Genomic DNA, 280 nt, shown 5'->3' with positions numbered 1-280 from the left:
GTCCAGCCGAGAAATACGATCCACTGATTATTCTTCATGGCGGACTCTGCCTGAGTAAGCATGCCGGCTTCAGAAGATTCGACGAGCTCGTATCCCGCAATCGGCGAGTTCGGCTTCTTGATCATATCGAGGATGATCCGGTTGCCATCATTGCCTGCCTCGATGCCATAGATCTTGCCGCCCAGCTTCTCCTTCACCTCTGGTTTGGCTAAGTCGGCGAGACCCTTGATGCCTGCGTCAGCCATATAGTTCGGTACAACCATGCCATACCCGGCGCCTG

At 54.6% G+C, this 280-nt stretch carries 1 protein-coding gene; it reads right to left on the bottom strand.

Annotated features, from left to right (window positions below; translation table 11 throughout):
- Positions 1–280, bottom strand: a 280-nt coding sequence (locus tag EN804_RS36770; RefSeq protein WP_281407944.1) for a glycine betaine ABC transporter substrate-binding protein, incomplete at both ends; no start/stop codon positions are given.

This window comes from Mesorhizobium sp. M8A.F.Ca.ET.161.01.1.1, from assembly GCF_004792105.1.
Classification (GTDB): Bacteria; Pseudomonadota; Alphaproteobacteria; order Rhizobiales; family Rhizobiaceae; genus Mesorhizobium.
This window is presented reverse-complemented; position numbering and strand designations above follow the sequence as displayed.